The following is a 24,762-nucleotide window of genomic DNA, read 5'->3' as shown; positions in this document are numbered from 1 at the left end:
CCCTCATTGCGGATGCCTGGTCACGTGCGGCGTGGTCAGCGGCCCTTCCAGACCGGTGCCCGCTTCTCGGCGAACGCGGCTGCCCCTTCCCTGGCGTCCTGCGAGCGGAACACCGGAGCGGCGATCTCGAACTGCCTCGCCCATCCCTCCTCGAGTGTCCAGTCCGCGGCGGAGCTCGCGATCTCCTTGGTCGCCGCGACGGCGAGGGGACCGTTCGCCGCGATCGTCCCGGCGAGTTCCAGCGCGCCGTCGAGTGCGCCGCCCTCGTCCGTGAGCCGGTTGACCAGGCCGACCTCGGCCGCCCGTGCCGCGCTGATCGGCTCACCGGTCAGCAGCAGCTCCAGCGCGACGGCGTACGGGATCCGCCGCGGCAGGTGCAGCGCCGCTCCGGCCCGGGCGACCAGCGACCGTTTCACCTCCGGCACGCCGAGCCGAGCCGTACGGGCCGCGACCACCAGGTCGCAGGCCAGCAGCAGTTCGAATCCGCCGGCCAGGGCCCAGCCCTCGACCGCGGCGATCAGCGGCTTGTGCGGTGGCGTCAAGGTGATCCCGCACAGCCCGCGGCCCTCGATCGCGGGTGACTCGCCCCGCAGCCAGGCCTTGAGGTCCATCCCCGCCGAGAACGTGCCGCCCGCCCCTGTGAGCACGCCCGCCCGCAACTCGTCCGATTCGTCGAGCTCGTCCACCGCTGCCGCCACTCCGGCGGCCACCCCGGCGTCCAGCGCGTTCTTCACCGCCGGGCGGTTGATCGTGATGACCTGGACCGCGCCACGGCGCTCCACGAGCACCTCGTCCGACACGTAACCTCCTCGAATGTTCCAGTCAGTTGGCCGAGCACTCGCTTGACCGACGCTCAGTCCCCGGTCACCGCGAACCGTTCCAGTTCATGGGCGACCATGCCGTCCAGGTCCTCGGCGGGCGGCGACGGGAGTTCGACGGCGCGGTCCCGGGTGGGCAGCAGGACGACGGCCGTACCGGGGGTGGTGATCTCACCCCGCTGGTTCTCGCAGCGCACCTCGACCCGCACCTCGGCCCGCCCGTGCGTCCGCCGTTTGTCGACGACCGTGCCGCGCACCCAGGTGGTGTCGCCGAGGTAGTTGAACCTGCGGTGCTCGCAGCGCAGTTTCCACAGCCAGCCGTCGTCGCCGATCCAGTCGGTGAGGAGATGGCACAGCCAGGTCTCGCGCATCCCGCCGTAGTCGTAGGGGTTCGGCAGGCCGAGTTCCTTCGCCCGCTCGGGTTCCCAGTGCAGGCGCTGCACGGTGTCCGGGATGTTCAGGGGGTTCGGCGGGTACAGTCCCGGGGCTTTGCGCCGGACGCGTGCGGCGATCCCGAACGCGCCGGGCGGGGTGAGCTGCATGCCCCAGCCCAGGTGCCAGACGACCACGTCGGTGGTGGTCAGCGGCCCCTTCACCCGGGGTTGGAGCTCGTCGCCGATCTCGACGTCCTCCCAGTAGCGAGGTTCGGCGCCGCGCCGGGTCTCGGCCGCGTAGGCGGCGTCGATCTCGGCGAGTTGGTCAGCGGTGTAGGGCTCCTGGGCCAGGTGTTCCTTGGCCCGCTTCTTCGACGTGTGCCGCTCGGCGTTGATCCATGTGCCCCGCCTCAGGGCGTGCATCTCGCCTCGCCCGTTGGCGTAGAGGTAGTCGCGTACGACGTGGGCCGTGCGCCCGCCGAAGCTGCTGCGCTTGAGGTGGACGCCGACCTGGGTCTGCAACACCCGGCACCGGTCCCGGAGTTGGAGCGGGCGCCACCACTCGAACTCCATCACCGCCTGGTAGGAGCCGAGCCCGGCGAAGGGGTCGCCCTTCAGCAGGGCCTTGGTCCGCGGGTCCGGCTTCGGGGCGGCGTCCTCCCCCATCGTGTACAGGAAGGTGGGGGGTGCGACGAGCGAGCCCCAGCGGGTTCCGGCGGCATGGTCCGGGTCGCAGTACAGGGGGTTGTCGTCGCCGTAGCCGTACGCGAAGTGGCGTACGCCGTCCCAGGTCACCTCGTGGTTGTGCGGAGGATTGCGCTGGGGCTGGGGGATGCCCAGACGGCGGCGGGAGCGCTCGACAGCCTCGTCGGTCAGCACGCCGAAGTGCTCGGCGGTCTTCTCGTGCGTGTCCGTCATCGCTGTTCCTCCTTGGGACGCGGTTGCCGGTCGAGCCGGACGCGGACGAGGTCCAGGAGCTCCACACGGCTGACCTTGCTCGACGGGGTCCGGGGCAGGACGTCGAGGACGACGATGTGCGCAGGCACCTCGTAGGGGGTGAGCCGGGCACGGCAGAGGGCGTCGAGTTCGGCGGGGTCCGGGGCGGGCAGGCCGGGCTCCACCTCGACCGCCGCGACCGGCACCTCGCCGAGTCTCGGGTCAGGCAGCCCGGCCACGGCCGCCTCGCGCACGGCGGGGTGCGTCTCCAGGGCGCGTCGGACCGTCTCCGGCTGCACCTTGAAGCCGCCGCGGATGATGGCGTCGTCGGCGCGTCCCTCGATCCAGACGAACCGGTCGGCGTCGATCCGGGCGAGATCGCTGGTGCGCACCCATGCCCGGCCGCCCCGGGTGCTCTGCTCGGTACGGACCTCCAGCCGGCCGGTTCTGCCCGCGGGAAGCTCGCCTTCGTCCTCACCGGTCACCCGCAGCTCGACCCCCGCGAAGGCGCGTCCGGCACTGCCCGCCTTCCGCTGCCACCACTGCTGGTGCAACGGCAGCGTCCAGCCGACCACCGCTCCGGCGAATTCGGTGGCCCCGTAGGTCATGAGGACGGGGATGCCGTACGTACGGAAGAACGCGTCGGCGAGTTCGGGCGGGCAGGGCGCCGTACCGGAGGTGACGACCTGGAGGCCGGCGAGCCGCTCCTTCGGCACTTCCGCGTCGAGCACGGCGCGTATGGCCGCCGGCACCAGGCTCGCCGCCCGCAGACGGTGCCGAGCCACGGCACTCACCCACGGCCCGACAGCGAACCTGGGCATGAGCAGCATGCGCCGTCCGGTGGCGAGACACGCGAGCGCCCGCCACAGTCCACCGATGTGCACGAGCGGTGTGGCCACCAGCGACGCCGACGGCGACAACAGCCTCTCGGACTTCGGCGTCTGCCCACCGGACACGAGCGCCTGATCGAGCTGGCCGATACGCAGATGTACGCGCTTCGGCGGGCCGGTGGTACCGGAGGTCAGCATCTCCACGGCGACGCCGGGGTTGGCCGGTGCCCCGGCGGGTGCCGAACCGCCCGCGGGCAGGAGCGTGCCGTCCTTGCCCAGTTCCTTGGCCGCGCCGTTGCCGGTCACCGCGCTCAGGACGCCCTCTCGGGCCAGTGCCTCGGCGCCCGAGACGACGACGGGCAACTCGCAGCGAGCGATGTCGGCCGCGAGCCGCGCGGCGGGCTGCAACGGGCTCAGCATCACCAGGCAACGCCCGGAGGCGATCACCGCGGCGACCACGGCGACATGCTCGGGCCGGTTCTCCAGGACCAGACCGACGCGAGCGCCGGCTCGCAGGTCCGCCGCGTCGAGCGCCTCGACGACACCCCGCGCGGTCTCCTGGATCCTCCCCCAGGTCCACCAGTCCCCCTGGTACTCGATCGCCTCGGCATCGGCGGGGGCTTCGGCCAGCAGCCGGGACAGGCGGTCGCGAATTCCCACGTGATCAGCCCTTCGTCGCCGTGGCCACAGAGATTCCGACCAGGTCGGCCAGCCGCCCCCGGTGCGTCGCCGGACTGCCGAAGAGCTGCTCGGACGACTTCGCGCGCTTGAGATACAGGTGCGCGTCGTGCTCCCACGTGTAGCCGATGCCGCCGTGGATCTGGATGTTCTCCTTGGCCGCATGGGTGAAGGCTTCCGCGCAGTACGCCGCGGCGAGCGCCGCGGACACCGGCAGCTCACCCGATCCCCCGCCCGCCACGGACATCGCGTGGTAGGCAGCAGACCGGGCGGCCTCGACCTTCAGCAGCATGTCGGCGCACTTGTGCTTGACCGCCTGGAACGAGCCGATGGGACGGCCGAACTGCACCCGGACCTTCGCGTACTCCACCGCCGTGTCCAGACACATCTGCGCTCCACCGACCTGCTCGGCTGCCAGGGCCACGACCGCGAGGTCGCTCACCGTACGCAGATACGCCGTGGCGTCCCCCTCCGGGCCGACCCGCAGTGCCGTGGCGTCGTCGAGGTCGATCCGCGCCAGCCGGCGGGTCGGGTCGAGCGTCTCCAGGCGGGTGCGGTTCACTCCGGCCGTGTCACCGTCCACGGCGAACAGCCCGGGGCCCGTGTCCGCGCGTGCCACGACGAGGAGCAGATCGGCGCTGTGGCCGTCGACGACGAACATCTTCGTGCCTGACACCCTCCAGCCCCCGTAACCGCGTACGGCTGAGGTCGCCACGTCCTCGATGCGCCACGACCCCCCTTCCTCGGCCAGCGCCAGCGTCCCGGTCAGTGAACCGTCGGCTATCGCGGGCAGCCAGCGCGCCTGGGCCGTGTGGTCGCCGGACGCGGCGAGGGCCTGCCCGGCGAGGGCCACGGTGGCGAAGTACGGCGAGGGCAGCAGAATCCGCCCCAGTTCCTCCAGCACGATCCCCAACTCAACGGGACCGCCGCCGAATCCGCCGTACTCCTGAGGCACCGCCAGTCCGTGCAGGCCGAGTTGCCCCGCCATCTGCTGCCAGAGCGCCGGGTCGTGGCCCTCTTCGGACTCCGTCGAGCGGCGCACCGCCTCGCTCGGCGCCTTGTCCGCCAGGAAACGGCGCAGCGTCGAACGGAGGGCCTCGTGCTCCTCGGTGAAGGTCGGTGCCACGTGCTTCCTGTCCTCCGCTGTCACTGGGGCGGTTTCGTCACTGCGGCGTCTTCGACCGCAGGTAGGCGGTGAAGTCGGGCATCCGGGCGCGGTCCACGATCTCGATCCGGATTCCGGAGGGGGCCAGGTGATAGGCGAAGATCGACGGAGTTCCGTCGACCAGCGCGCAGGCCTCCAGGGCGAAGCCCGACTCCTCCAGCCGCTTTGACGTCGTCGGAACGTCGTCGCAGAAGTAGCCGAGGTGATGCGTGGCGATGCTCCCCCGGACTCCGTCCGGGGGGACCCCCATCTCGCTTCGCTCGGCCGCCGTCCACGGTGTCCCGGGGATCTCCTGCACTAGTTCGATGTGCGGGGCGTCCAGCGAGTAGGCGTAGCGAAGCCGCAGCACGCGGTCGCCGTCGGCCAGCCGGACCGGCAGTTCGGCGGACATGGTCCCGGTCCACCGGTAGCCGGCGACCTCGCTGAGCCGGGCCTTCCACGCGTCGACATCCGGGACCACGATCCCGGTGTGGTAGAGATCGGCCGCTCTGAGGGGAGGGGTCATGGTGTCCCTCACCACTCCAGGCGGAGCGACTTGATGCCGTACATGTTGCCGTGCTGCCAGAGCTCCTGGCCGGGGGCGATCCGGTAGTCCGGGATCCGCCGGTGCCACTCCTCGACGGCCACGTTGAGTTCGAGGCGGGCGAGGTGGGAGCCCAGGCAGCGGTGCGGGCCCGAGCCGAACGCGATGTGGTTGGTGGCCTTGCGACGCAGGTCCACCTCAAGGGGGTTGTCGTACCGTTCGGGGTCGCGGTTGGTGACCGCCAGCGGGAGCATGACCATCTCGCCCGCCTTGACCGGGCAGCCGCCGATCTCGACGTCCTGGGTCGCCTTGCGCGCCGGGACGACGAACGAGTACACGCGGAGGGTCTCCTCCACGCCGGTGGCGATGAGCGACGGGTCGGCGAGGATCTCCCTGCGCTGCTCCGGGTGCGTGGCGAAGTGGTAGAGCGCCCAGCCGATCGAGATCGGGACCGTGTCGAAGCCGGCCTGGAACAGCAGGACACAGAAGGCGTGCATGTCCCGGTCGCCGATCGGCTCGCCGTCGATCGTCCAGGTCATGGCGTGCGAGAGCAGATCGTCGCGCGGGGCCTTGCGGCGCAGGGCGATCTGCTCCTCGAAGTAGGCCGAGACGGCCCGCATCGCGCTCAACTGCCTGCTGCCGTCCGGGTCTTCGCCGTGGGACAGGTGCAGCAGGTCGTGGGTCCAGGCGAGGAAGGTGGGCAGGTCCTCCTCGGGCAGTCCCATCAGCCGCATGAAGATGAGAGTCGGGAAGCGGCGTGCGAACTCGTCGAGAACGTCGGCTCCGTCGCGTTGCTTCAGCGCGTCGATCATCTCCGCAGCGACCTGGCGGACCTCCGGCTCGCGGGCGGCGACGGTCTTCGGGGAGAAGTAGTGGCCCAGCAGCCGCCGCCACACAGTGTGGGTGGGCGGATCCAGCATCTCGGGGATCCACAGGAACTTCGGGTCGGGTTCGAGCGCTGTCACCGACTTGTTGGAGAGCGTCCGCCAGTCCTGGAGCGCCCTCTGGACCTCCGGTCCGTCCGTGACGACCCAGTAGCCGCGGGCGATGGTGCTGCGGAACCCGGAGTGAGTGCCGGCGATCTCGTCCCATCGCTCCTGATGGCTGAGGACGGGGCCGCCGAGCCGGTTGTCGAAGTGGTAGGCGGGCACCCCGTCGTGCGTACCGTCGGGCTCGAGCGTCGTACTCATCACGGCTCCTCTCGTGGTGGGTTCGTCAGGTCACCGCGTCGCGGGTTCGTCACGTCACCGCACCGTCGATCTTGAGCGCGATGAGCTCGTCCTCACTGAGGCCCAGTGAGCGCAGGACCTCGTCGGTGTGCTCCGCGAACTGGGGTGCCCGGGTGAGGCCGACCGGGTTCTCGTCGAACTGGACCGGGTTGGCGACCAGTTCACGATCGACCCCGTCCGCATCCACGACGGGGGCGATGAGCCCGTTTGCACGGAGGGCGGGGTCCTGACCGACCTCCCACGCGTTCTGCACGGCCGCCCACTGTCCCTCGCCCCGGAAGAGGATCTCGACCCACTCCTCGTGGGGACGGGACGCGATGAGGTCGGCGACGATCTGGGCGGCCTCCGGAGCGTTGGCCATCAACTTCTCGGTGCTGTCGAAGCGTTCGTCACCGCAGAGTTCCTCGCGGCCGGCCAGCTTGCAGAACTCGGCCCAGTACCGGCCGGGTTGGAGCATCGACAGTTCGATCCATCGGCCGTCCGAGGTGAGGTAGGCCCCGATGAGCGGATTGGCTGCCGAGCCGTGCCGGGGCGGGGTGTTCACCGGGAGCGGGCCGCCGGTCATCAGCGCGAGGTTGACCGAGAACTGTGTCGCCCAGGCGCCGACTCCGACCAACGACACGTCCACGACGGAGGGTTCACCGGTCGTGGCACGGGAGTAGAGGGCGGCGGCTATGCCTCCGGCGATCGTCATGCCGCCCATCGAGTCGCCGTAGGCACCGGCGGGCATCCGGGTCATCCGGTCCGCGCCGGGTGGGGTGACACCGGAGGCGCTTCCGCCGCGCGCCCAGAAGGCCGTGCTGTCGTAGCCGCCCTTCCCCGCCTCGTCCCCGCGGACTCCGAAGCCGCTGCCCCGGACGTAGATGATGTCGGGATTGATCGCCCGGACGTCCTCGACGTCGATCCGCAGCTTCGCCCGTGACCCGGGCAGGAAGTTCGTGAGGAACACGTCGCTGGTGCGGATCAGTTCCTCCAGCACGCGGCGCGCGGACGGCTTCTCCAGGGCGAGCCCGACGCTGCGTTTCCCGCGGTTGGGCCCCTCCATGATCGGGAAGAAGGACGAGCCCTTGCTGGCGGCCTCGTAGCCGAGCACCCGAACCAGCCCGCGCTGGGCGTCGCCCCGTTCGGCGTGCTCGATCTTGATCACGTCGGCACCCCAGTCCGCGAGCACGGCACCCGCCGCCGGGACGAAGGTGAACTGCGCGACTTCGAGCACCCGCACGCCCTCCATCGGCCTCTGCATCAGACCAACTCCTCCGCGGCTCATCGCAATTGCGCATACCCAATACGCCGAGTCTGCCGTCGAGTATGGACCGGGAGCGCTAAAAAGTATACTGTTTTTGGCATGCTGGATTTCTCGATCGATCCCGATTTCCAGGCCAAGCTCGACTGGGCGGCTGCCTTCGTACGCGAGGAGGTCGAGCCGCTCGATCTGCTCTTTCCGCACGGCGGGGACCCGTACGACACCCGCAACACGAAGGCCCGCGCGATTCTCCGGCCGCTCCAGGACCAGGTCCGGGAACAGGGCTTGTGGGCCTGTCACCTCGGCCCCGAGCTGGGCGGCCCGGGCTACGGCCAGGTGAAGCTCGCGTACCTCAACGAGATCCTCGGCCGTTCCTACTGGGCACCGACGGTGTTCGGCACCGCGGCCCCGGACACCGGAAACGCCGAGATCCTGGCCATGTTCGGCACCGACGAGCAGAAGGCCCGCTATCTCCAGCCCCTGCTCGACGGCGACATCGTCTCCTCCTTCTCCATGACCGAGCCGCAGGCGGGCGCCGACCCCAAGGAGTTCGTGTGCCGGGCCCGGCACGATGGGGACTCGTGGGTGATCGACGGGGAGAAGTGGTTCTCCTCCAACGCCCGGTACGCGGCCTTCCTCATCGTCATGGCCGTCACCGATCCGGACGCGCCACCGCACGCCCGGATGTCGATGTTCATCGTCCCGGCCGAGACACCCGGCATCGAGATCAAGCGCAACGTCGGCACCATGGACGAACGGGACTCCCTCGACGAGGGCATCCACGCCTACATCCGCTACCACCAGGTCCGGGTCCCGCTCGACGCCATGCTCGGCGGTCCGGGCGAGGGCTTCAAGGTCGCCCAGGCCCGCCTCGGCGGCGGCCGCGTGCATCACGCCATGCGTACGGTGGGCAAGTGCACCCGCGCCTTCGACATGATGTGCGAGCGGGCACTGTCCCGCCGTACGCAGGGCACCCGGCTCGCCGAGAAGCAGGCCGTGCAGCAGTTCATCGCGGACTCCTGGGTGGAGTTGCAGCAATTCCGGCTGCTCGTCCTCAACACCGCCTGGATCATCGACACCCAGCCGCACGGCGCCGCCCGCACCCAGATCGCGATGTGCAAGGTGCAGACGGCCAAGGTGCTGCACGACATCATCCAGCGGGCCCTGCACGTACACGGCTCGCTCGGCACCACCAACGAACTGCCGCTGGCGAAGTGGTGGATGGCCGCGCCGAACCTCGCCCTCGCCGACGGACCGACCGAGGTGCACCGCACCACGATCGCCAAGCAGCTGCTGAAGAACTACCGGCCGGCGGAAGGCCTGTTCCCCAGCGAGCACATCCCGCCGAAGCTGGAGGCAGCCCGCAAGCGGTACGCACACATCATCGACGACAGCATCACCGGCCGGGTGGACACATGAGCGGCGGGCGTGGGACGCAAGGACCTGGGGCGAGTGGGCGTGACGCCAAGTCCATCGCCCCGGCCGACCTGTTCGACCTGTCCGGCAAGGTCGCCCTCGTCACCGGCGGCAGCCGGGGCCTGGGGCGGGAGATGGTGCGCGCCTTCGCCACCGCCGGTGCCGACGTGGTGATCGCCAGCCGCAAGCCGGACGCGTGCGAGACAGTGGCCAAGGAGGTCCGCGACCTTGGCCGACGTGCTCTGCCGGTCGCCACGCATGTCGGCCGCTGGGACGACCTCGGCCGGCTCACCGACACCGCGTACGAGGAGTTCGGGAAGGTCGACGTCCTCGTCAACAACGCCGGCATGTCGCCGCTGGCGCCCTCGTCGGCGGAGACCAGCGAGGAACTGTTCGACAAGGTGATCGGGGTCAACTTCAAGGGCCCGTTCCGGCTCGCCTCGCTGATCGGGCGGCGGATGGCCGAGGGGGACGGCGGCTCGATCATCAACGTCTCCTCCTCGGGAGCGCTGTTCCCACAGCCGCGGTTCGGCCCGTACGCCGGCGCCAAGGCCGCGCTCAATGCCCTGACCGCCGTCTTCGCCCTGGAGTACGGCCCGAAGGTGCGCGTCAACACCATCTCCGCAGGTCCGTTTCTCACCGACATCTCCCATGCCTGGCCGGAGGAGAAACGGCAGAGCGCCCGCAACGCGATCGGCCGGCCCGGGCGGCCGGAGGAGATCATCAGCACCGCGCTCTATCTCGCCAGCGACGCGTCGAGTTACACCACGGGAGCGCTGCTCCGGGTGGACGGCGGGCTGTACTGAGCGCTCCGCCGGAAGTGCGGTGATGTGCCGTCGACCGTCTGCGGCGCCTTCGTGGCCGGTCGCGCGGTTCCCCGCGCCCCTATCCCTATGGGGCGCTGCCGAACCGCACCGGACTTCACCCCGACCTGCTCAGACGCCTCGGCCGAGCAGTTCCATCGCCTCGTCCAGCAGCAACGGCAGTGCGGGCCGCATGCGTTGGTGCATGTCGGTCGGCCGACCCGTCTTCCGGCCGCGCTTGATCAGCAGCGCGGTCGCGGCGGACTCCTTGTACTTGGTCAGCGCCTCGAACCACGCCAAGTCCCGCAGCGGCTCGCCCCGCGCCTCCTGGTAGACGTCGATCAGCTCGGCCTTGCCGGGCATCCCGGTCGGTTCGTCCGAAGGAGATGCCGGGTGCCTGGCCTCGTCGGTGAAGAAGGTCAGCCAGGTGATGTCGACCCGGGGATCGCCGAGCGACCAGATCTCCCAGTCGATGACCGCGTTGACCGAGTTCGCGTCGCACAGCGTGTTGCCGAGCCGGTAGTCCCCGTGGGTGAACACGGGCATCATCGCGGTGGGCATGGTGGCGCGCAGCCGCTCCGCGACCGCCTGGTAGCCGGCGCGCAGATCCTCGGGGACGGTCGTGAACGCCCGGGTCCAGCGGTCGACCTCGGCGCCGAGCGTGAGAACGGGCTCCACGGCCAGGGCAGTTCGCTTGGGGTCCACCCGATGCAGATGTGCGAGCATCCTGGCCGCGTCGAGAGCACGGGCACGTACCTGCCCGGCCGGCAGTGTTCCGCGTGGCGCGAGCACCGGTTCCACGCAGTCCCCGGGCACGAGCTCCATGGCCACGAACGGTTGACGAGCCGGGGGTGCGCCCTTGTCGCAGAACAGCACCTTCGGCACCCGTACCCCGGGGACCCCCGCCAGCAGTTGCATCAGCCGCGCCTGACGCAGCACGTCCCGGTTGCGGACCGGTTCCAGGCCGGGCGGGGCCACCTTGAGGACGACGCGCTCGTACGCGGCCGGGACGCCCGACAGCGCGGCCACGTAGGTGAGACTCGACGTGCCACCGGTGAGCGGTTCGACCGCTTCGACCGTCGCCCCCGGCGCCCAGTCACCGAGCGCCGCTGCCGTGCGCTCCGTCAACTCCGCAGTCGGATCGACACTGTTGGTGGCGACGCTCATGTCCTCATCCTTGTCGGCCGGCGGCCCGACGGCGTTCGGCGGTCAGCGTCTCGACGATGTCCCGGCGCACGAGCTTGCCGGTCGGGGTGCGGGGCAGTTCCCGCCAGCGGGTGATGCGGTCCGGTGTCTTCGATCCGCGCAGCGTGCCGCGCACGTGTCCGCGCAGGGCCCCGGCGTCGGTCTCCACACCGTCGCGGAGTACGACCACGGCCTCGATGCGCTGGCCCCATTCCTCGTCCGGGACACCGACGACGACCGCGTCGAGCACATCCGGGTGACACAGCAGGACGTCCTCGATCTCCGCGGGCGCGATGTTCTCGGCACCACGGATGATCGTGTCGTCGGCCCTGCCTTCGATGTGGAGGTAGCCGTCGCCATCGACGTGGCCACGGTCACGCGTGTGGAAGAAGCCCCGCTCGTCGACCGCGGAGCCCTGTCCCGCGTACTCCCCGGACACCTGCTCACCGCGCACCCAGATCTGCCCGGTCTCGCCGGGGGCGACGACCGCGCCGGACGCGTCGCGGATCTCCAGTTCGACACCCGGCACCGGCAGCCCGGCCGAGCCGAGCCGGGCCCGCACGGCGGGGTCGTCGCTCTCGACGGCCGTCCGGTGCTCCCGCGGGCCCAGAACAGTGATCGTGGACGAGGTCTCCGTGAGCCCGTAGGCGTTCACGAAGTCCACATGCGGCCACTCGCGGAGCGCGCTTTCAATGACCCGTATCGGCATCCGGGCTCCGCCGTAGGCGAGCGCGCGCAATGCCGGCACCGAACGGTCCAGACCGTCCGTGTCCATGATGCGCGCGAGCATCGTCGGCACCACCATCGCGTTGGTGATCCGCTCCTCCCGTACGAGGCCGAGCCAGCCGTCGGGTGTGAACTGGACCAGAGTCAGGGCCCGACGCCCTGCGTACAGGTTCGTCAGCACGTTCGACACGGCAGCGATGTGGTACGGCGGGACGCTCACCAGGGCCGCCTGCTCGGAGCCGGCTCCGGCGAACTCCACGGTGCCGAGCACGTACGACACCAGGTTGTGGTGGCGCAGGACCACACCCTTGGGCGCGGAGGTCGTCCCGCTCGTGTAGATGAGCACGGCCGGGGAGTCGGAGCGCGCCGGATCGTCATCGACGGGGCGACCGGTGTTCTCCGCGGCCTGCGCGAGCCACTCGGCCGGAGTCCAGGTCGGAAGCCCGGCGCGGCGCAACGCCTCGTCGTGCACCGGGTCGGCGATGCCCAGTGCGCGCGGGTGGTTGGCCAACAGCGCGTCGAGCTGCGCCTCCCCCAGGCGGTAGTTGACCGGCATCAGGGGGACTCCGGCGCGGGCCGCCGCGAACACGGCGACCGGGAGGGCCGGACCGTTCACCGCCAGGTACACGATCGCGTCGGCGTCGGCCGCTCGCACCGCGTACGCCCCGCCGACGGCCAGTTCGCGCAACCGCCGGGCGGTCAGCCCGTCGTCCGTGCGCCCGATGACGACCCGGTCACCGAAACCCTCGGCGGCCATGTCCAGCAGCATCGATACGTTCATGTGCCGCCCCCGCCCCGTCAGTCCGAGGCCGGGAGCGGCTTGGGGCTCTTCATCGACATCGGGACGCCGTTCACCGCAAGCGTGCCCTGCCCGGGCTTCGTGCAGAGCAGTTCGAGACCGAGGTCCTCGTCGGCGTACCGCTTGCCGAGCAGGGAGCCGCCCATCAGTTCGGAGTGGGCCGGGCCGGTGGCGGCGGACCCCGGGCCGTTCCCCTCGGCCATGGCCGCCCCACCGCAGGTGATCTCCAGCTCGCCCTCGGGGCAACGGACGACAATCACCGCCGTCGTGTCGACCGTACTGGCGAGCATCTGTCCCACGCGTGGCCTCATCGCAGCGTCCTCCACGGTTCTCGTGTTACCGAGCAACTGTGCCGTGAACTCAGAAAAAAGTATACTACTTATCTCGATCACGTCGAGAACGGAGTTGCCGGATGAAACTCAGGACCGTCCTGTTCGAGGTGACCGACCATGTCGCCACGATCACCCTGAACCGACCCGAGGTCATGAACGGCTTCAACCAGGAGATGCTGGAGGAGTTCTCCGCCATCTGGCAGACCGTCAAGACAGACGACGACGTGCACGTCGTCGTGTTGCGCGGGGCGGGCGAGCGGGCGTTCTGCACGGGCATGGACGTGAAGGAAGGGATCGACCGCCACCCCAACGCCTGGTCGCAGACCGATCCCGGGGAATACCTCTCGCCGAAGCTGAACCAGGTGTGGAAGCCGCTGGTCTGCGCAGTGCACGGCATGACCGCGGGCGGCGCGTTCTACTGGCTCAACGAGGCCGACATCGTGATCTGTTCGGAGGACGCCACGTTCTTCGATCCGCACGTCAGCTACGGACTCACCGCGGCTCTCGAACCCATCGGCCTCGCCCGGCGAATCCCGCTCGGCGAGGCACTGCGCATTGCGCTGCTCGGCCTGGACGAACGGGTGTCGGCCGCGCGCGCCTTGCAGATAGGCCTGGTCAGCGAGGTGCTTCCAAGTGAGCAACTGCGGGACCGGGCGCATGCGATCGCTCGCATCATCGCCGCGAAACCGCCCGCCGCCGTCCAGGGCACCGTCCGGGCGATCTGGGAGTCCCTCGACTCGACACGCACCCAGGCGCTGCGCACCGGGCTGTCCTACACGCAGATCGGGAACCCGATCGGAAAGGCCCAGATCGACCGTTCCGCGGTGCCCCGTGGGCAGTGGACACTGCGTTGACACTCCCCTACCCTCTCTTAAATAAGTGTACTGTTTTAGGAATCTCACGGATCCAAAAATCTCACGGACTCAACAGAGGTGGCTCTCATGCGGTTCGGCATGCCCTGGCCCGGCCGGGACGTCGCGCGGGAGGCCGAGCAGGCCGGCGTCGGCGCCTTCTGCGCCGGGGAGTTCGTCGACCACGACGCGTACCTCACCGTGGCCGACATCGTGGCGAATACCGAACACGCCCTGGCGGGCCCCGCCATCGCCTACGCGTTTGCCCGCACTCCCTACGCGCATGCCACTGCCCTGCGCCAGTTGCACGCCCAGGCGCCGGGCCGCGTTTTTCTCGGCCTGGGCAGCGCCGCGTTCCGGATCAACCGCGACTGGCTGAGTGTGCCCGCCGATCGTCCGGTGGACCGGATCGCCGAGGTAGTCCGAGCCGTGCGGGCCTGGCTGCACGCGGAGAACGGCGAACCGGTCCGCTACTCCGGCGAGTTCTACTCGCTCGATGCCGATGTCCGCGCCCCGGTGCTCGGCCGGCTGGACATCCCGGTCCTGCTCGCGGCGTTCAACACCCGCATGGCCAGGACCGCGGGCCGGGTCGCCGACGGTGTCGTCGGCCACGGCCTGTTCACCGACGCGTGGTGGAACGAAGTCGTACGACCTTCCGTCGGGCACAGCACAGACGGCACCCGTTCCCTCGAACACGGCTGGATCATCACGGCGGTCGACGACACCGCCCCCGAACGCGCCGTCATCGACGCCCGACGGATGATCGCCTTCTACCTCACCGTCAAAACCTATGATCCCTACGTCGCCCGCCACGGCTGGGAGGAGCCCGTCGCCCGCATCCGTACGGCGTTCCGTGCGGGTGACACGGACGCGATGGCGAGGGCGGTGACCGACGAGATGGTCACCGAGATCGCCGTGTGCGGGACCACTGCCGACGCGAAGGACGCCCTCGCCCGCCGCACCGGTTCGCTGCCGCGCGACGTCGGCTACTTCGCGCCCCCGAGTTTCCTGGTGAGCCGTGGGCGCCGGTCCGCCTACGCCCGGTCCAGCCTCGCGCTGATCGGTTCCGTACCGGCTGGAGACTGAGGCACGCACGGATACCGGGCCCGCAGCGGTGTCGCTCCGGGCCCGGTCCGCGACTCGTTCCCGGATCAGACGTCCTGAGGTACAGGGGCCAGCTTCCTGCTCTTGTCGAAGTGCACGATGTCCGCCAGCGTGCCGCCCAGGATGGCCGCGCGATCCTCGTCGGGCACACCCTCGAAGTTCTCGGCGATGCAGTCGGCACTGCTGCGGAAGGTGCCCTCCGCGTGCGGGTAGTCGTTGCCCCACATGACCGTCGACAGGCCGGTGATGTGGCGTGCCTTGACTGCCGTCGGGTCGTCCGCGAACTGCACGTGGATCTGCCGCCGGACGTACTCGGTGGGCTTGAGCGGGTAGGGCCACTTGTCGTTGATCGCGAACAGCCGTCCCATGGAGGGCTGCTCCTTCGGCGAACGGTTGTCGTCCCAGAAGCCGAGCCACCAGTCGGGGTCCTGACCGGTACCCGTCTTCCAGGACTTGTCCATGTAGCCCATGAAGGAGACCAGCCAGCCGGCGGTGTACTCGATCAGGTTGAAGTGCAGGTCCGGGAAGCGCTCGCACACTCCGCCGCCGACCAGGCTGGCGATGATGCCCTGCGGACCGGCCACAGCCGACCCGACCGCGGCACCCATGGTCCGGCCCGCAACCATGTCGTCGGTCAGGTTGCCCTTGCCCATGTTCATGGCCGTCATCAGTCCCCGGACGGTCACCGCCGTCTCGGACACTTCCTCCCTGACCTTCACCCCGCCGGTCGCCACATGGATGAACACCGGCATCCCGTGCGCCTGGGCGGCCGCCCAGACCGGGTCGTACTCGCGCGCGTAGTACGGCAGGGGCGGGATCTCCGGGAGGAGTATCGCGCCGAGCCCGAGCCTTGCGCACCGCTCGATCTCCGCCACGGCTTCGGGGACGTCCGTGAGCGGGATCGCGGCCGTCGGGCGCAGCCGCTCCTTGTAGGGGAGATACCGCTCGACAAGGTAGTCGTTCCACACGCGTGCGTGGGCCATGGACAGCTCGTGGTCGTCGGTGAAGAGGACGAACAGCGAGAGATTGGGGAACATGACCGAGGCGTCGACGCCGTCGAGGTCCATGTCCCGGATGATGTGGTCCGGGTCGCCGTCCGGGGTCTCCCCGCCGTTCTGGCGGTACTTGGAGATGGTCCAGCCGTCGAATCCGATGGTGTGCAGTTTCTTGAACTCTGTGTGGCCGCCCGGCACGATCGGCTCTTCGAGCGTGAACTCCTCTTCCCAGAGGGCCCGCTCGCGAAGGCGTTCGGGCAGCCGGGTCTTGAAGAGATCGACCGGCTCGATGATGTGCGAATCGCCGGACACGACAAATTCCTTGAACACAGGCGGTACCTCTTTCGAACCTCGTCGTTCGCGCCAGAACCCAACCCGCGGATGATGCCGAAGTTAACTGTACCGACCGGTCGAGTCAATAATTCAGCACACGAAATAGCGGCCCACCCCGGGCCCGAAACCCTGACGAGAGTCTGACGTCAGGCTGACATCGGGTCCGCTCATCCACCTCTTCCCTGTCATCTGCAATTGAGTACACTCAACTTGGCAGGGTCGCGGGCGGTGAGAGGACCGGACATGACGACGGCGTACTCGTTCTCTTCGCAGCTCTACATCGACGGGCGCCGAACGGACGGCGAGTCGGAGGCACGCCTCGTCGTACGCAATCCGGCGACGGAACAGACGATCGCGGAGGTACCCCAGTCCGCACTCACGGACGTGCGCCGGGCCGTCGAGGCCGCCCGCCGGGCCTTCGACGAGGGCCCCTGGCCGCGGATGAAACCGGGCGAGCGGGCAGCAGTGCTGCTGCGCATGGCCGAGGAGATGGAGCATCGGCTCCCGGATCTCGTCGCCGTCAACATGGCCGAGGCGGGCTCGGTCCGTCCGCTGGCCGAGAGCCTGCAGACCCGGGTGCCGGTGGCGCATCTGCGCGACATGGCGGAGCGCGTGATGCCCGCGTTCGCGTGGGAGCGCCCGATGGATCCCACCATCGCGCCGGGCATCGGTATCTCCCAAGGGGTGCTGCGTCGCGAGGCGTTCGGCGTGTGTGCCCTGATCTCCGCCTACAACTTCCCGTTCTTTCTGAGCATGATGAAGGTGATCCCGGCTCTCGCGGCGGGTTGCACCGCCGTGCTGAAACCGGCGCCCGCGACTCCTCTGGAATCCCTGCTGATAGGGGACTTCGCCGACGCCGCCGGACTGCCTCCGGGTGTGCTGAACATCGTGACCGGCGACGCCGAGGCCGGCCGTGAACTGACCACGCACCCGATGGTGGACCTCGTCAGCTTCACCGGGTCGGACGCGGTCGGGCGCACGGTCTACGCGCAGGCCGCGGCCTCGCTCAAGAAAGTCGTCCTCGAACTCGGCGGCAAGTCGGCCACCATCGTCCGCGCAGACGGCGACCTCGACGGTGCCGTCCGCTCGGCACTGACGGGCATCACGACCCACGCCGGCCAGGGCTGTTCCCTGCTGACCCGCACACTCGTGCACGAGTCCGTCCACGACGAACTGGTCGCCCGGCTCACCGCGGCCCTCGCCGAGGTCAGGGTCGGCGACCCGGCGGACCCGTCCACCACCATGGGCCCGCTGATCAGCGAAGCGCAGCGGGACAAGGTCGAGAAACTGATCCGCGTCGGCGAGGAGGAAGGGGCGCGTCTGGCCTGCGGCGGCAAACGCCCGGCCGGCCTGGACCGGGGTTACTTCGTGGAACCCACGCTCTTCACCGGCGTCGACAGCAAGATGACCATCGCACGCACGGAGTTCTTCGGACCGGTCGGTGTCGTCGTCCCGTTCGCCACCGACGAAGAGGCGGTGCGGATCGCGAACGACAGCCCGTACGGCCTCGCCGGCGCCGTCTGGAGCGCCGACACCGTCGCCGCGTACGACATGGCCTCCCGCATCCGGGCCGGAGGTGTCACGCTCAACGGCGGCAGCGCCGGAGTGAACCCGCGGGCAGCGTTCGGTGGGTACAAGCAGAGCGGACTCGGCCGGGAGTGGGGCGAGTTCGGACTCGACGAATACCTGCAGACCAAGACGGTCAGCTGGGCGGCTCGCTGAGCAGTGGACCGGGCCCCGGGCCCTCGGTTCCTCAGCTCTCCGGGCGCGTCGCCCCGATACCGGCCGTCACACGGTCAGGACCATGGCCGAGCCCATCCCGCCGCCGGCACACATGGCCGCGACCGCCGTCCCGCCGCCCCGGCGGCGCAGCTCGTGCGCCAGGGTCACCACCATGCGGGTGCCGGTGGTCGCGATCGGGTGGCCGAGGCTGCACCCGCTGCCGAACGGGTTGACCCGCTCCGGGTCGAGGCCCAGTTCGCGGGTCGTGGCGACGGCCACCGCGGCGAACGCCTCGTTGACCTCGAAGAGGTCGACGTCGTCAACGCCTAGCCCGGCCCGGGCCAGCGCCTTGCGGATCGCGGCGACCGGCGCCAGCCCCGTCCGGACCGGGTCGACACCCACGCTCGCCCAGGACCGTACCGTCGCGAGCGGCGTGAGCCCGTGCTCGGCAGCGACGTCCGAACCGGCGACGACGACCGCCGCCGCGCCGTCGTTCAGCCCGCTGGAGTTGCCCGCCGTGATGGAGAACCCCTCGATCTCGGGGTGCAGCACCTTCAGCGCCGCCAGCTTCTCCAGGGTGGTGTCGCGCCGGGGGTGTTCGTCGGTGTCGAAGACCGAGGTCGCTCCGTTCCGGCCGGTGACCTTCACGGACAGGATCTCGTCGGCGAACCGGCCTTCGTCGATGGCCCGTACGGCCCGCTCGTGGGAGCGCAGTGCCCAGGCGTCCATCTCCTCGCGGGTGAGGCCGGCCAGCCTGGCCGTGTTCCAGCCGACGAGGATCCCCATGTCGTTGTTGGGTGCCTCGGGCGTCGGGACATGGGTCGGCGCCATCCAGGGGTCCTGCCAGTCGTCGCTGCCCGGAATCCGCCGCCGGGCGACCGGCGCCGTGGACGACGAGTGCGTTCCGCCCGCGATGACCACACGGTCCATTCCGGCCCGTACGCTCCCGGCTGCGGTCGCCACGCCGGCCAGTCCGGAGGCGCAGTGCCGGTTGTGCGCCAGACCGGGTACGTGGGTCAGCCCTGCCTGGAGTGCCGCGTACCGGGCGATGTCCCCGCCGCCGGCGAGGGATTCACCGAGGACGACGTCGTCGATCGTGTCCAGGGGCAGTCCGCTGCGCTGGGCGGCCTCGCGCACGACGAGGGTGGCGAGATCGAAGGCGCTGGTATCCCGCAGGGTTCCCCTTCGGGCGGTTCCGATCGCGGTGCGGCACGCGGAGAGAAGTACGGCATCAACCATGTAATTCAGAGTACTTAAATACGCATGAGTTCAACAGGATCCCGCGCTGTCCGCCGATCATCTCGACCAGATCAGCAATAGAGGATACCTTGTTCTGGTGGACTTCGAGCTCAGCGAGGAGCAGGGCATGTTGCGCGAGGCCTCGCGCGGCCTGCTGTCGGACCGGGCCCCGATCGAGCACGTAAGGGCCTGGATGGAGCGTGACGAGGACGTGGACCCCGAGGTGTGGCGGCTGACCGCCGACCTCGGCTGGCCCGGCCTCGGGCTGCCCGAGGAGTACGGCGGCAGCGGCCAGGGCCTCGTGGAACTGGCGCTCGTCGCCGAGGAGTTGGGGCGCGCTCTCGGGCGGGGTCCGTTCACGCCGACCGCGATCGTCGGCCGGGCAGTCGCCAACGCCGGATCGCCGGAGCTACGGTCCGAGGTGCTGCCCGTCCTGGCCACCGGATCGTCCTGGGCCACCTGGGCGTTCGCCGAACCGCGGGCCCCCTGGTCCCTCGGCGGTGTCCGTGTCACCGCCCGCCCCGACGCGGACGCGTTCGTCCTCGACGGGGTGAAGACGGCGGTGCAGGATGCCGGCGGCGCCCGCTGGCTGCTCGTCACGGCACGGCAGGACGACGTACCGGCATCGTTCCTCGTCGACCGCGACACCCCCGGGGTCACCGTCCGGCGGCAGCGCGTCCTCGATCCGACGCGCGCGTTCCACGAGGTCCGCCTGGACGGCGTACGCGTGCCGCACGACCGCCGCCTCACCGGCGGGCCCGCCGAGATCCAACGGCTGCTCGACGAGGCGTCGGTGCTGCGGTGCGCCGACGCGCTCGGGGTGATGCGGCGCATGCTGGAGCTGACGGTCGAACACACCACGACCCGCGTGCAGTTCGGGCAACCGATCGGCACCTTCCAGGCCGTCAAGCACGCGTCCGCCGACATGGCACTCCTCGTGCACGGAGCTGGTGCCGCCACCGCCTACGCGGCGATGGCCGCCGACGCGGGCGCCGACGACGCGGCCCGCGCGGCCTGTGCCGCAGCCTCGTACGTCGCCGCGGGGGCCGGAGAGGTCGCGGGCCGGGCACTCCAGCTGCACGGCGGCATCGGCTTCACCTGGGAACACGACCTCCACCTCTATCTGCGCCGCGCCAGGGCCGACAGCGTGCTGTACGGCGACGCCGCCGTCCACCGCGACCGCCTGTGCACCCTTCTGCGGCCCTCTCCCACGTCCGTGTCCACCTGAACGAAGGGTTCGAAGGGGTTCCATGGAGATCAAGGGCAAGAAGGCCGTGGTGTTCGGCGGCGCCTCCGGCATGGGCCGGGCCACCGCCGAACTGCTCGCCGCCCGCGGCGCCGAGGTCGCCGTACTCGACCGTCCGGCGTCGGCGGGCGCCGAGATCGCCGCCGCGCTCGGCGGGAGCTTCCACCCGGTCGACGTGACCGATTTCGAGGCGACGGAGAGCGCGCTGGCCGCCGCCGTGGACACCCTCGGCTGCCTGCACGTGTCGGTCACCACGGCGGGCGGCGGCAGCGTACGGCGCACACTCGGCAGGGACGGGCCGCACGATCTGGAGACCTTCCGCCGGGTGCTCGACCTCAACGCCGTCGCCACCTTCAACATCAGCCGCCTCGCCGCCGCTCACATGAGCCGCAACGAGCCCGAGGAGCCGGACGGCGAGCGCGGCGTCATCGTCAACACCTCGTCGATCGCCGCCTTCGAGGGGCAGGTGGGCCAGGTCGCCTACTCGGCCGCCAAGGCGGCGATCGCCGGCATGAGCCTCACCATGGCCCGCGACCTCGGCTGCCTCGGCATCCGCGTCGTCGCCATCGCGCCCAGCCTGTTCGAGACGGGCGCCACCGAGAAGATCCCCGCCGACGTACGGGCCGCGCTGGTCAAGGACGCCGCGTTCCCTCGGCGCCTGGGCCGCCCCGAGGAGTACGCGAAGCTCGCGCTCGCCGTCGTCGACAACCCGATGCTGAACGGCCAGTGCCTGCGTCTCGACGCGGGCCAGCGGTTCGGCCCGAAGTGAGGTCGAGGTCCTGATGTCGGAACAGACAGAACACCAGGGAAGGGTCGCCCTCATCACCGGGGGCGGCCGGGGCTTCGGCAAGGCGTTCGGGGAGGCCCTGTCAGCCCTCGGCGCACATGTCGTGCTCGCCGACATCGACGGCGCCGCCGCCACCGAGACTGCCGCCGAACTCACCGCGAAGGGCCTTGGCGCGACCGGGGTCACCTGTGACGTCGCCGACGAGGACGAGGTCGGCACGGTCGTGGGCGGGATCGTCGAACGCCACGGTGGACTGGACATCCTGGTGAACAACGCCGGCCTGCACGCCGCCTACAACAAACCGTTCACCGAACTGGGCCTGGCCAAGGTGCGACGGGTCCTCGACGTCAACGTCATGGGCACCGTCATCTGCACGCTCGCCGCCCAGGAGGCCATGCGGGGCCGGTCCGGCGCCTCCATCGTCAACATCTCGTCGTCGGCGGCCTACGCGAACCGCAGCATCTACGGCGTGTCCAAGCTGGCCGTACGGGGCCTGACGGTGTCGTTCGCACGGGAGTTCGCCGCCGACGGCATCCGCGTCAACGCGATCGCACCGGGCCTGATCTTCACCGACGCCGTACGGGCCCAGCTGTCCGCCACCGAGTCCGAACGCGTCCTGGGCGAGCAGATCCTGCGCCAGGAGGGCCGGGAGCAGGACATCGTCGAGGCGCTGCTGTATCTGGTCTCGTCGAAGGCGTCCTTCGTCACGGGCGAGACGCTGCGGGTGACGGGCGGGTTCGCGCTGTCGGTCTAGCCGGACACATACATGCCTGTGGCCCCGCGGCAATCGCTGCGGGGGCACAGACATGTTGGACCGTCCTACACGGTCACCGGTTCGTTCGCCGGCTTGTCGGCCAGCTCCCTCTCCTCGTCCGTGATCGCTTTCAGCAGCACATACGGCGTGGCGATCTTCCACACGGCGTACGCGACCGAGGGGATGATGTTCGCGAGAAGTCCGTTCCAGGCGAGCGGCCCGTCCTGGTTGAGGAAGACGAAGGCGCCCGGGATGAGCGTCACTCCCAGCACGATGCTGAGCCAGCCGTACCAGCGCGGGAAGAGCGGTTTCTCCCGGGTGTGGTCGATGAACGAGGCGTATCCGATCGACCAGACCTGGAGGACGAAGATGCAGGCGTTGCCCACGAACATGAGCCAGAAGGTGTCGACCATCGCGGTCAGGACGTCGACGGAGTGGGCCTCCGGCCGGTAGGCCGCGGCGGCGAGGATCGCGAGCGGGAAGAAGAACCCGATCGGGGCCACCACACCCGTGGTGAGCTGGATCATGGACAGCAGTCCCCAGCCGCCCTCGACCCGGCGCAGCTGCATGCTCGTCACGACGACGTACGGGTACTCGAACGGAACGAGCAGAACCATCAGCGCGACACAGGTGAGGATCCCCGTGCGATGGTCCTTGAGGAAGGCGACGACGTCGTCGGGGCTCTCCGTCGGGCTCATAGGCGGAATGAGATGGCCCACGCCGTACGCGACGAGGAATCCCACGAAGAGCAGGACGCCACACCACGCCGAAATTCTCTGCAGTCCTATATGGAGGTCTTTCCTCATTGCGGCTCCCTTGTGTGCCGACCGGCCTCCACCGGTGTCTACCGACCGATCTCGTCCCAGCCGACGAGCCTGTCCATGAGCACGGTCGTGCTCGACAGGTAGTCGCCGTATCCGCTCCGGAAGAACAGCAGCGGGGTCTTCATCGACTCGACGCGCAGGTCCCGAACCCGCCCGACGACCAACGAGTGATCGCCGATCTCGACGACCTGTTCCACCGTGCAGTCGACCCATGCGACGATCCCGTCCAGCACGGGATTTCCCAGGTCCGACGCCTGCCACCTGGCGCCCTCGAACCGTTGCCCGGCCGGACCCGTCGCCAGCTGCCGCGACAGCCGTTCCTGATTGCCCGCGAGCGCGTTGGCGCAGAAGCGGCCCGCGGCCCTGATCGTCCGCAGGGTCGTGGAGGCGCGGTCCGCCAAGAAGGACACCAGGGGCGGGTCCAGCGACACCGAAGTGAAGGTGCCGACGACCATCCCGCGCGGCTGCGCATCGGCGTCCGTGGTGGTGATCGCGACCACGCTGGTGGGGAAGTTGCCCAGTACGTCGCGGAATTGACGCCCGTCGATCGCGTCCGTCGTCCGGGGACGCGTCATGCCGTCACTCATACGGCCTCCCAGCCTCTCCAACCTCACTGGGGGCCGCGTCAGATCAGGATGCGCATGGCCTCGGGCAGTTCCAGTCCCATCTGGGCAAGGGCGTTCGCGTGATAGGCCGAGCCGGGCACGTGGATCATGTGCCCCAGCCCTGCGTGCGCGTCCCGCCAGAACCGCTGCATCGGGTTGCTGCGCCGCATCGCGTTCCCGCCGGACCGCGCGAAGATCTCGTCCAGGGCGGAGACGGCCCGCCACGCACAACGGACCTGATTCCGCCGTACGTTCGCCCGGTCCTCGATGCTGATGGGTTTGCCGGCCTCGACCTGGTCGTACAACCGGCTGATGCCGTCGATCAGTTGCACCCGGGAGGCGGCGATCTCCGCCGCGGCCTCGCCGGCGGCGTAGAGCACGTACGGGTCGTCTCGCACCTGGACGCCGGTCACGGCGACCCGGTCGCGCTGCTGGGACAGGTGAAGGCCGAGCGCGCCCTCGCAGATGCCGATGACCGCCGAGGTGATCCCGAGCGGGAACATCGAGCTGAAGGGCAGTTTGTACAGGGTGTCGGTGAGCCCGACGGCCTCCGCGGCCGCTCCGTCCTGGACCGCCTCCTGCCGGATGACGCGGTGTTCGGGAATGAACGCCTTGTCGACCACGACGTCCTTGCTGCCGGTGCCCGACAGGCCGACCACGTTCCAGGTGCCGTCGATGATCTCGTAGTCCGAGCGGGGCAGGACGACGTGCAGCACGGTGATGGGTCCGGCGGGCTTTCCCTTGCCGTCTCCGAGAAGCGCGCCGAGGAAGTCCCAGCCGCAGTGGTCGCTTCCCGAGGAGAACGGCCAGCGTCCGCTGAGGACGTAGCCGCCCTCCACCGGGTCCGCGATGCCGTTGGGCATGTAGGGCGAGGCGATCCAGGTGTCCGGATCGTCGTCCCAGACCTCGTGCGAGAGACGGGGGTCCATCTGTGCGAGTTCCCACGGATGCACCCCGACGACGCCGCACACCCAGCCCGCGGCCCCGTCGTGGCGTGCGACCGCCATCACCGCTTCGGCGAAATCCCGGGGATGGGCGCCGAATCCGCCGAATTCCTTGGGCTGCAGAAGCCGGATGACTCCCGCGGAACGGAGCAGTCCGACGGTCCTGTCGCTGAGCTTGCCGAGTGACTCGTTCTCGTCGGCGAGTGCGGCCAGTTCGGACCCGAGTTCCTCGACACGGCCGACCACTTCATGCGTCACGCCGCACACCTCCTGATGACTGGTCCAGCCCCTGTGCCGCGCG

Annotated in this window: 23 protein-coding genes; 8 read left to right on the top strand and 15 right to left on the bottom strand. The window is 69.9% G+C overall.

Features of this window, described 5'->3' with window-relative positions:
* Positions 1–35 precede the first annotated feature (35 nt).
* The 7 genes from ACFWXQ_RS24175 to ACFWXQ_RS24145 are packed head-to-tail and all read right to left on the bottom strand — an operon-like array spanning position 36 to position 7,796.
* The gene (locus ACFWXQ_RS24175) at positions 36–800 is read right to left on the bottom strand and encodes a crotonase/enoyl-CoA hydratase family protein (protein ID WP_383954688.1); all 765 of its coding nucleotides are present in this window, start codon (positions 798–800) and stop codon (positions 36–38) included.
* 53 nt (positions 801–853) lie between these two features.
* A complete protein-coding gene (locus ACFWXQ_RS24170; protein ID WP_383954690.1) occupies positions 854–2,110 on the bottom strand; it encodes a MaoC family dehydratase N-terminal domain-containing protein in 1,257 nt (418 codons plus the stop codon).
* On the bottom strand, positions 2,107–3,618 hold the full coding sequence (locus tag ACFWXQ_RS24165) for a class I adenylate-forming enzyme family protein (protein ID WP_383954692.1): 1,512 nt from the start codon (positions 3,616–3,618) through the stop codon (positions 2,107–2,109). The genes ACFWXQ_RS24170 and ACFWXQ_RS24165 overlap by 4 nt, the downstream gene beginning before the upstream one ends.
* Positions 3,619–3,622: 4 nt before the next feature.
* Positions 3,623–4,762 (bottom strand): acyl-CoA dehydrogenase family protein, encoded by a 1,140-nt coding sequence (locus tag ACFWXQ_RS24160; RefSeq protein WP_383954694.1) that lies wholly within the window; start codon positions 4,760–4,762, stop codon positions 3,623–3,625.
* Positions 4,763–4,799: 37 nt separating this feature from the next.
* Entirely contained in the window at positions 4,800–5,306 is a 507-nt protein-coding gene (locus ACFWXQ_RS24155) for a VOC family protein (protein WP_383954696.1), read from the bottom strand.
* Between the two features lie 8 nt (positions 5,307–5,314).
* Positions 5,315–6,514, bottom strand: a complete 1,200-nt coding sequence (locus tag ACFWXQ_RS24150; protein WP_383954698.1) for a cytochrome P450 — start codon at positions 6,512–6,514, stop codon at positions 5,315–5,317.
* Positions 6,515–6,563: 49 nt separating this feature from the next.
* Positions 6,564–7,796 carry a CaiB/BaiF CoA transferase family protein gene (locus tag ACFWXQ_RS24145; protein ID WP_383954700.1) on the bottom strand — a complete coding sequence of 411 codons (1,233 nt, stop codon included), beginning with the start codon at positions 7,794–7,796 and terminating at the stop codon, positions 6,564–6,566.
* Between the two features lie 102 nt (positions 7,797–7,898).
* Here ACFWXQ_RS24145 and ACFWXQ_RS24140 point away from each other — a divergent pair, with 102 nt between their 5' ends.
* Positions 7,899–9,215 (top strand): acyl-CoA dehydrogenase family protein, encoded by a 1,317-nt coding sequence (locus ACFWXQ_RS24140; RefSeq protein WP_384079871.1) that lies wholly within the window; start codon positions 7,899–7,901, stop codon positions 9,213–9,215.
* Positions 9,212–10,018, top strand: coding sequence for an SDR family NAD(P)-dependent oxidoreductase (locus tag ACFWXQ_RS24135; RefSeq protein ID WP_383954650.1), 807 nt, complete (start codon positions 9,212–9,214; stop codon positions 10,016–10,018). Before ACFWXQ_RS24140 ends, ACFWXQ_RS24135 begins: the two co-directional genes overlap by 4 nt.
* A gap of 129 nt (positions 10,019–10,147) precedes the next feature.
* Here the strand turns inward: ACFWXQ_RS24135 and ACFWXQ_RS24130 are convergent, their stop codons facing one another.
* Genes ACFWXQ_RS24130 through ACFWXQ_RS24120 form a run of 3 tightly spaced genes read right to left on the bottom strand, consistent with a single transcriptional unit; the run spans position 10,148 to position 13,036 of the window.
* Positions 10,148–11,182 carry a phosphotransferase family protein gene (locus tag ACFWXQ_RS24130; RefSeq protein WP_383954652.1) on the bottom strand — a complete coding sequence of 345 codons (1,035 nt, stop codon included), beginning with the start codon at positions 11,180–11,182 and terminating at the stop codon, positions 10,148–10,150.
* Between the two features lie 4 nt (positions 11,183–11,186).
* Positions 11,187–12,707, bottom strand: coding sequence for a class I adenylate-forming enzyme family protein (locus tag ACFWXQ_RS24125; RefSeq protein ID WP_383954654.1), 1,521 nt, complete (start codon positions 12,705–12,707; stop codon positions 11,187–11,189).
* A 17-nt stretch (positions 12,708–12,724) separates the two neighbouring features.
* Complete coding sequence (locus tag ACFWXQ_RS24120; RefSeq protein WP_383954656.1) at positions 12,725–13,036, bottom strand: hypothetical protein; 312 nt, start codon at positions 13,034–13,036, stop codon at positions 12,725–12,727.
* Between the two features lie 101 nt (positions 13,037–13,137).
* On the opposite strand from ACFWXQ_RS24120, the gene ACFWXQ_RS24115 reads away from it, so the two are divergent.
* Together ACFWXQ_RS24115 and ACFWXQ_RS24110 are read left to right on the top strand one after the other, a co-directional pair.
* Positions 13,138–13,911: an enoyl-CoA hydratase/isomerase family protein gene (locus ACFWXQ_RS24115; protein WP_383954658.1), complete on the top strand. Its 774-nt coding sequence runs from the start codon at positions 13,138–13,140 to the stop codon at positions 13,909–13,911.
* 87 nt (positions 13,912–13,998) lie between these two features.
* Positions 13,999–14,994, top strand: a complete 996-nt coding sequence (locus ACFWXQ_RS24110; protein WP_383954660.1) for an LLM class flavin-dependent oxidoreductase — start codon at positions 13,999–14,001, stop codon at positions 14,992–14,994.
* Positions 14,995–15,059: 65 nt separating this feature from the next.
* Here the strand turns inward: ACFWXQ_RS24110 and ACFWXQ_RS24105 are convergent, their stop codons facing one another.
* Entirely contained in the window at positions 15,060–16,319 is a 1,260-nt protein-coding gene (locus ACFWXQ_RS24105) for an amidohydrolase family protein (RefSeq protein WP_383954662.1), read from the bottom strand.
* Positions 16,320–16,583: 264 nt separating this feature from the next.
* On the opposite strand from ACFWXQ_RS24105, the gene ACFWXQ_RS24100 reads away from it, so the two are divergent.
* Entirely contained in the window at positions 16,584–18,062 is a 1,479-nt protein-coding gene (locus tag ACFWXQ_RS24100; RefSeq protein ID WP_383954664.1) for an aldehyde dehydrogenase family protein, read from the top strand.
* A gap of 66 nt (positions 18,063–18,128) precedes the next feature.
* Here ACFWXQ_RS24100 and ACFWXQ_RS24095 read toward each other — a convergent pair whose 3' ends face one another.
* Positions 18,129–19,301: a thiolase family protein gene (locus tag ACFWXQ_RS24095; RefSeq protein ID WP_386269081.1), complete on the bottom strand. Its 1,173-nt coding sequence runs from the start codon at positions 19,299–19,301 to the stop codon at positions 18,129–18,131.
* Between the two features lie 97 nt (positions 19,302–19,398).
* Between ACFWXQ_RS24095 and ACFWXQ_RS24090 the strand changes: the two genes are divergently transcribed.
* From ACFWXQ_RS24090 to ACFWXQ_RS24080, 3 genes are read left to right on the top strand one after another with little or no spacing between them, the layout of a single operon-like run.
* Complete coding sequence (locus ACFWXQ_RS24090) at positions 19,399–20,529, top strand: acyl-CoA dehydrogenase family protein (protein ID WP_383955780.1); 1,131 nt, start codon at positions 19,399–19,401, stop codon at positions 20,527–20,529.
* A gap of 22 nt (positions 20,530–20,551) precedes the next feature.
* Positions 20,552–21,316, top strand: coding sequence for an SDR family NAD(P)-dependent oxidoreductase (locus ACFWXQ_RS24085; RefSeq protein WP_383955783.1), 765 nt, complete (start codon positions 20,552–20,554; stop codon positions 21,314–21,316).
* A 13-nt stretch (positions 21,317–21,329) separates the two neighbouring features.
* Positions 21,330–22,088, top strand: coding sequence for an SDR family NAD(P)-dependent oxidoreductase (locus tag ACFWXQ_RS24080; protein WP_383955785.1), 759 nt, complete (start codon positions 21,330–21,332; stop codon positions 22,086–22,088).
* Positions 22,089–22,153: 65 nt separating this feature from the next.
* Here ACFWXQ_RS24080 and ACFWXQ_RS24075 read toward each other — a convergent pair whose 3' ends face one another.
* From ACFWXQ_RS24075 to ACFWXQ_RS24065, 3 genes are all read right to left on the bottom strand, one after another.
* Complete coding sequence (locus ACFWXQ_RS24075) at positions 22,154–22,786, bottom strand: hypothetical protein (RefSeq protein ID WP_383955787.1); 633 nt, start codon at positions 22,784–22,786, stop codon at positions 22,154–22,156.
* Between the two features lie 146 nt (positions 22,787–22,932).
* On the bottom strand, positions 22,933–23,487 hold the full coding sequence (locus ACFWXQ_RS24070) for a flavin reductase family protein (protein ID WP_386269077.1): 555 nt from the start codon (positions 23,485–23,487) through the stop codon (positions 22,933–22,935).
* A gap of 50 nt (positions 23,488–23,537) precedes the next feature.
* Complete coding sequence (locus ACFWXQ_RS24065) at positions 23,538–24,719, bottom strand: hydroxylase (protein WP_383955793.1); 1,182 nt, start codon at positions 24,717–24,719, stop codon at positions 23,538–23,540.
* Between the last annotated feature and the right edge of the window lie 43 nt (positions 24,720–24,762).

Origin of the sequence: Streptomyces sp. NPDC058697 (assembly GCF_042715345.1) — a bacterium.
GTDB lineage: Bacteria > Actinomycetota > Actinomycetes > Streptomycetales > Streptomycetaceae > Streptomyces > Streptomyces liliifuscus.
Note: the sequence above shows the minus strand (reverse complement) of the source record. Positions and strands in the feature narration are given on the sequence as shown.